The 2,523-nt window shown below is 28.7% G+C and carries 2 protein-coding genes; one reads left to right on the top strand and one right to left on the bottom strand.

The window, feature by feature from the left end; translation table 11 throughout:
• Positions 1 to 61: 61 nt before the first annotated feature.
• Positions 62 to 2,005, top strand: a complete 1,944-nt coding sequence (locus QZZ11_RS04300; RefSeq protein WP_292473908.1) for a glycoside hydrolase family 97 protein — start codon at positions 62 to 64, stop codon at positions 2,003 to 2,005.
• 153 nt (positions 2,006 to 2,158) lie between these two features.
• On the opposite strand, the gene QZZ11_RS04305 is transcribed toward QZZ11_RS04300, so the two are convergent.
• Positions 2,159 to 2,523, bottom strand: a 365-nt coding sequence (locus tag QZZ11_RS04305; protein WP_292473909.1) for a hypothetical protein, incomplete at its 5' end; no start/stop codon positions are given.

Genomic DNA, 2,523 nt, shown 5'->3' on the forward strand with positions numbered 1-2,523 from the left:
AAATAGATGAATTATTCTTTTTAATTTTTATTAATTATAAAGATTTATTTTCTATATAAAAATGAAAACTAAAATTATTATATCAATTTTACTTTTTTCTTTTTTTGCAATAATTAATAACATCGAAATTTCATCTCCAGATGGAAGACTCATTGTAAATTTACAAGTAGAAAAAGGAGTTGCAACTTATTCACTAAAATATGATAATCAAGAGATGATTCAACCTTCAAGATTAGGATTAAAATCTAATATAGGTGATTTTTCAGAAGGTCTTACTCTTATAACTCAAGAAATTTCAGAATTACAAAAAAGTTATGATATGTCTAGAACAAAAGCTTCTCATTCAGAATTTTCAGCTAACAAATTAGATTGTCTATTAGAAAATGGAGAAAAGCATAAAATTACATTTACTTTTATTGTTTCAAATAATGATGTTGCTTTTAGATATACTTTACATAGACAAGAAAATGATAATCCTAAAAGTGCCGTAATATTTAGTGAAGTTAGTTCTTTTCTTTTTCCTGAAGGCACAACTACTTTCATTTCTCCCCAAAGTGATCCAATGATAGGATGGGAGCGTACTAAACCAAGTTATGAAGAAGTATATTCAGCTGATGAAGAAATGGGAAAAAGATCATTATATGGTAGAGGCTATGTATTTCCAGCTTTATTCCATACAGGGAATCATGGATGGGTACTTTTAGGTGAAACTGGAGTTACATCAGGATATGTTGGTTCTCACCTTAGTGATTTTTCTCCAGAAATTGGTTATACCATAGCATATCCAATGGAAGGAGAAAATAATGGAATAGGTACAACATATGCAGGCATCCCCATACCTGGAAGTACTCCTTGGAGAACAATTACTGTTGGGGCTAATTTAAAGCCAATTGTAGAAACAACAATTACCTATGATATTGTTGATCCGTTATATGAGCCATCAATTGAATATAATCCAGTTATATATACATGGAGTTGGTTAATATGGCCAGATGATAGTATTAACTGTGAGGACCAAGTACAATTTATTTATCTTGCTGCTGCAATGGGATTTGAATATTGCCTTGTAGATAATTGGTGGGATGCGAGAATTGGTCGTGAGAAAATTGAAGAATTATCCAATTATGCTCAATCAAAAGGTGTTCGTCTAATGTTATGGTATAATTCTAATGGATATGAAAATGATGCACCACAAACACCTAGACAATGTATGCATAATAGTATAGTTAGAGAAAAAGAAATGAAATGGATGCAAAGTATAGGTATTGCAGGAATAAAAGTAGACTTTTTTGGAGGAGATAAACAAGTCACAATGCAATTATATGAAGATCTATTAAGTGATGCAAATAGATTTGGTTTACAAGTAATTTTCCATGGATGTACTTTACCCAGAGGTTGGGAAAGATTGTATCCAAATTATGTAGCCAGTGAAGCCGTGCTCGCCTCAGAAAATGTATTTTTCAATGAAGGAAGTGCCTTAAGACAGCCATTTGACCTCACTTTACATCCTTTTTGCCGTAATTCTTTAGCTTCAATGGACTGGGGTGGAATTATTATGAATAGATTTTTAAGTCGTGATAATGCAAGTCGTCATACAAGAAAAACTACTGATGTTTTTGAAATGGCTAGTGGTATTATTATGCAAACTTCTATACAATGTGTGGCTATGCAACCAAATAATCTTGATGAATTACCACAAGTTGAAATTGATTTTCTTAAAAATTTACCTAGTGCTTGGGAAGAAACTGTTTTTATTGATGGATACCCTGGAAAATTTGTTATTTTGGCAAGAAAAAGTGCCGGTAAATGGTATGTCTCTGGACTTAATGGTGAGAGTAATATGAAAGAAATGGAGGTTGAATTACCTATGTTTGAACCAGAAAAAACTGTGAATTATTATACTGATGATAAAAATGGATATGCTCTATTGACTGAAGTGAGAGTTGATAATAGTAGAAAAGTAACTATTGTTATGCAACCTAATGGGGGATTCATAATAAATTAAATAATTTAAAAATTAAATTAAATATTTTTTTCTTTATAACAAATTTAATTAATTAATTTATTTTTTCATTTAATAATAAAATTAATAAATAATAACAATTACTTTTACTTTCTAAATAGGGTTTATTTATTAAACATTTTTGAACATTATTATTTAATTTAATGAATTGGAATATTCTTGTTCATCTTCTAATTCATTTAATCTTCTTTTTCTTTCTTTTTTATTTGGCATATGACATAATAATCCAATAATAACAGCACATAAGAATGTTATAATAGCAGCATTAATTAAAACATAAGTATTACTTTCATAAGTAACTTTTGGACCATTAACACATATACCAACTTCTTCATTTTCAATATCAAAGAATACTTTTTCTTTTCTTAAAAATGGTAGTCCAAGTTCCCAGAATGTTTCTACAAGATTAAATCTATTAAATATTATTAATAATATATAATGATTATTATCTTCATCATAAACAAATAAATCTTTTCCTTCTAAAACAAAAGTATGATCTA

The organism is Methanosphaera sp., assembly GCF_016282985.1.
Taxonomy (GTDB): Archaea; Methanobacteriota; Methanobacteria; order Methanobacteriales; family Methanobacteriaceae; genus Methanosphaera.